Origin of the sequence: uncultured Aggregatibacter sp. (assembly GCF_901873365.1) — a bacterium.
In the GTDB taxonomy this organism is placed as follows: Bacteria; Pseudomonadota; Gammaproteobacteria; order Enterobacterales; family Pasteurellaceae; genus Aggregatibacter.
The window spans coordinates 1-4,843 of sequence record NZ_CABFLM010000100.1 but is presented as its reverse complement, the minus strand read 5'-3'; the positions used below and the strand labels follow the sequence as shown (position 1 = coordinate 4,843).

General features: G+C 42.8%; 3 protein-coding genes. All 3 read left to right on the top strand.

The genetic code is table 11. From position 1 onward, the window contains the following. Positions 1-574 (top strand): ankyrin repeat domain-containing protein (locus QZ106_RS08755; RefSeq protein WP_295976477.1); only part of this gene is annotated, 574 nt, incomplete at its 5' end. 291 nt (positions 575-865) lie between these two features. After that, entirely contained in the window at positions 866-1,408 is a 543-nt protein-coding gene (locus QZ106_RS08750; RefSeq protein WP_295976476.1) for a hypothetical protein, read from the top strand. 269 nt (positions 1,409-1,677) lie between these two features. Further along, on the top strand, positions 1,678-4,843 hold a 3,166-nt coding region (tssI, locus tag QZ106_RS08745; RefSeq protein WP_295976475.1), incomplete at its 3' end, for a type VI secretion system tip protein TssI/VgrG.

The following is a 4,843-nucleotide window of genomic DNA, read 5'->3' as shown; positions in this document are numbered from 1 at the left end:
TTCTTTTGATGAAAAAAAAAAAAAAAAAACCTTCTTAGAATATTGTTGTAGATTTAATAAAATTGGATATGTTAACTTATTAATTAAAAATAATGTTAATTTGGAAGTGTTTTCAGAGGATGGAGAAACTCCGCTACATATATTGTCGTATAGTATTCTTGAGAATGAATCAAATATTGATGAAAATAAAGTATATGAATTAATCATAAAAAAGATAAAGCATTTAATTAATCATAGAGATAAAGATGGTAGAACTGCTTTAATGTTAGCGGTAAAATCTGGTGCCAAAAATAAAATAGATTTACTTATAAAGAATGGGGCTAAAATTAATTTATTAGATAACTTTAAGAATAACTGTCTTCATTATATTTTTCTAGAAAATAATCCTATTAATTTACAAATGGAAATACTAGATATATTAATTAATTATGGAGCTAATCCATTACAAGTTAATGAAGCTAATATGACCCCTATTGATAATTATTTAATATTACACCCAGCCTTATCATCTACTGCATTTTCTAAAGTAATTGATACTCAAAAATATGAGAAAGTTAAAAACAGTATGATGTAAATAATCTTTCAAAATCTGACCGCACTTTTAGTTACATTTATCCCATCCGGATAATTATGAGACATTGGCACAATCCTAAAGAAGGCACTGGTGTCGCTTGATGAAGCAGGGCAAAGCCACTATCATATTTTTGTTGTTAATCAAAACCCTAACAACTGTCAGTGCTTTTGGAATATCGATCCCCCAAAAATATGGGGACATCAGTATTTTGGTGTTATAAATCCTAGCTGGATTGATTTAAATAGCAGCCCTAACAAGCCACCTAAATATCCACATTAAAAAGGATATATGATGAAATATTTATCTACTAGAATTTGCCGTTTTCCAACAGATAAGCAGCTATCTTATGATTTCGCTATTTGGGACGATACTTTGGAATACGATAAAATTCCTAATTACTATAATGATCAATACAATCTAGATATTACTAATCTAAATCAAATTGAACATTTTCAGCCTAAAAATAAAGAGTCTATGAACTTCGCATTCAAAGGATTTCATCCATGTATATTATCAGTTGAAAATCATGACTATAATTATTGGTTAGATATTTTAGGGTTTGAGCCTGTTCAAGATATTTATTCCTCAGCTGATTTAGTCTTTTTAGGTTATGATGTTATGGATACTCTCTTTATTAGCATTAGAACTCACGGTATCTCGGTAGAGGATAATAAAGATTATAATTTGTTAAATGAGTATGGTTTGTTCTCCGCTTATAATAAGGCAAATGAATATTTAATAATAAACAAACGGGAAATTCCTGAACACTATTGGAAAATTGTTGGTATCTATACAAATAAAAAAACAATGTCTATATTGAATGGAAATATTTGATATATTGCTCTTACTACGATTCCCTAAATAGTACGCGTCTCCCAACACATACTGATAACACATCGAAAAATTGATGTTATCTAATAGTCATATTACGTGCATCTGTCATTATTAAAATATGCTTAAAAAACCGACCGCACTTTTGAGCCGCTCCCAACAGTTGGACGCCATGTCCAACTGATTGAGGTCATACCATTTCCCCTATAGAAAAATCTACACCGGGGTGTTAGAGTCATGGGCTAACAGACCGTATTTTGAAAGGGGGCATGATGGCCGTTCAATCCGATTACCGTTATCGTTTAACCGTCAATGGGGCAAGTCAATTTGAGGTCGTGAGTTTTGTCGTTACCGAACAGTTATCCGACTTATTTCATGCCGAACTTGAATTAGTCAGTTTCGAGGATTCGCCAAAATTCTCCGATATCTTAGACCACCCCGCCACCCTTACTTTTTTGCAAGCAGATTGTGCCGTACGCCACCTTAATGGCATTGTGACCCACTTTGAACAAGGTGAAAGCGGCTTTTCCCGCACCCGTTATCACATGGTGATTGAGCCGGCCTTATCTCGAGCCGGTTTGCAGTCGGATGTCCGGATTTTCCAACAGCAAGACAGCCAACAGATTATTGAAACCTTGTTAGGAAAAAATCAGGTGGCGCAATACCAATTTCACTTAACCGCCCCCTATTGGACGCGGGAATACTGTGTGCAATATCGCGAAACCGACTTGGCGTTTATTCAACGCTTAGCGGCAGAAGAGGGGACGTATTATTATTTTGAACATACTGCCGACAGCCATATTTTACATTTTTCCAACAGCACGGAGCTTGCCGAGTTAAAAGGTCGTCTGCACTATAACCCGATGCCTTCCGGTGAACGTCCACAGGCGGCGCTGTGGCATTGGGCTTATGCCGCAAAACTGGCGAGCACCCGACAAACCTTGCGAGATTACACCTTTACCAATCCGCGTTATCACCAAGAGCATCAGTCTGCCCATCACCAGACGAGCGTGTTGGGCGATGCGAGTCAGGGGCAGTATGAACAGTATGATTATCCGGGACGTTATAAACGCGATGCGCAGGGCAAGCCGTTTAGTCGTTACCGTTTGGAATATGCCCAACGGGACGCCGAGCTTGTCACAGCACGAAGTGATGATTTACAGGTCATCCCGGGATATTGTTTCAGTTTGACGGGTCACCCAAGAGGTCGCTTTAATGGTGATTGGTTGGTTGTGGGGGTGGTACATCGCGGTTGGCAGTACGGCATTTTGGAAGAAGAGGCGGGCGAGGAAGGCAACCGTTACGAAAATGAATGTCGGCTGATACCCCATGGGAAACAATGGCGTCCAACCCCGCACCCTAAACCCCGTGTGGATGGACCGCAGATGGCACATGTCGTGGGGCCGACAGGAGAAGAGATTTACTGTGACGAATGGGGACGGGTGAAAGTCCAATTCCCTTGGGACCGGGAAGGCGGTAATAACGAACACAGTTCTTGTTGGATACGGGTGAGTCAAAGTTGGGCGGGAGCCCAATTTGGGACCATGATGATACCGCGCGTGGGGCATGAAGTTATCGTGAGTTTCTTAGAGGGGGACCCGGACCAACCGATAATTACAGGATGTACGTATCACAGCACAACCGAGCCACCTTATCGCCTGCCTGAACATAAAACACGGATGACGATAAAGTCTAAGAGTCACAAAGGGGATGGGTTTAATGAATTGCGCTTTGAAGATGAAAAAGACAAAGAAGAAGTGTTTATTCATGCGCAAAAAGACCAAAACAATGTCGTCAATCATAACGAGACAACAAAAGTTGGCCGCAATCGGCGGGAAAACGTTGGGCGTAATGAAAAAATCACGGTTGGCAAAAACCGTTCGCAAACCATCAAACAAAATGAGCTCCTGACGGTGGGGTTTAACCGCATGACGAACATCGCCATGAATGAGTTGCATAATGTGGGCATGATGCGCAGTCTTAACGTGTTATTAGGTCAGTATACTCGGGTGGGACAACACTATCACTTAACGGTCGGTCAGGATTACCACCTAGACGTAGGCAATCATACCCAGGTCAGCACCGAGCAAACGTTGACGATGACAAGTCAACAGATGCACTTAACCGGTCAGGATGAAATTCGTTTAGAGAGCCGTGGCGGTCAAATTCATCTCAATGAGAAAGGGATTACCTTAAAAGGCGTGGTCACCATTGAAGGCCCCTTGACCGTCAAAGGTGATGCGATGGCCGGTGGGCGTTCGGTTGAGGGAGAGTGTATCGCCTGTAAACAGGCGGCTGCCGTAGGGCGACCGGTCAATCCGATTTTAGGGATAAAGCTGCTGACAGATGAAGTGGATTTTGCGTTGCCGGGGCTGTTGCCCTTGCGTTGGCAACGCAGTTATTATTCGGATGTCGCCCATGAGGGGTGGCTGGGACAAGGTTGGCGGGTCAATGGCTGTCAGCGGATTGAATCCCGTATGTCTATACCGATAGAAGCACTCGCCGGTGTGGTAGGAGAAGAAGCCGGCAGTGACAAACAACACTCGGAGGTACAACCTGCTGAACAGCTGGTTTATGTTGACGAACAAGGACGAGAAATTCCCTTGCCATCTATCCTTGCGGGGCAAGAACCTGTATATATCCAAGCAGAGCAGATTTGGACTCACCGTTTATCTGCGGAAACGATTCGCATCTCCTCCTTGGATAAAACCGTACACTTCACCTTCATGCGTCAAGGGGAAGAGGAAAAGGCTTTTGTGCTGACGCAAATCACGGACAATCATGGCAATCGTCAACAGTTTTTATATGGGCAGGATAATTTGCCGTATGCCATTGTTGATGGCAATGGGCGGGTGTTTGCATTACAGTTTGCGAATATCGCTTCGGAAAATCAGGCTAATATTAAGGCGAGTTCTCAACGGCGGTTAACCCATGTTTATTTATTAACACAGCCCTTTTCCGACCTTGACCTGACGCTGTTGCAAGAAACCCTGCAAAAACCGACCGCACTTTCCACTGCCACAGACACCGACAGTCAGGAAACGGCGCCGATTGGACGTCCGTTAGTGTCTTATCGCTACAATGCCGATGGGGATTTAATTGAGGTGACCGATGGCTTAGGTAACCTTGTGCGTAAATTTGGTTATCGTCATCATTTGATGATTTCCCATGAAGATAGCGCAGGCTTAATCTCGACTTATGAATACGACCACGAGACGCCAAATGGTAAAGTCACGCTCAATACCACCAATCTAGGGGAACGTTGGGCGTTTAGCTATTTTCCGGGCTACACGGTCGTCACGGATGCCTTAGGCAGACGTGAGGAATACCATTTTGATGAACACCATGAATTAGTCAAACGCATTTCAAGCGACGGACAGGCGATGGGGTTTGAGCGGGATAAATTGGGCAGGGTGCTCAGTCAAACCAATGAAGCCG

What these genes read in the sequence shown, in the direction of transcription:
- QZ106_RS08750 (WP_295976476.1), top strand. Translation starts at nt 866, where the DNA reads ATGAAATATTTATCTACTAGAATTTGCCGTTTTCCAACAGATAAGCAG.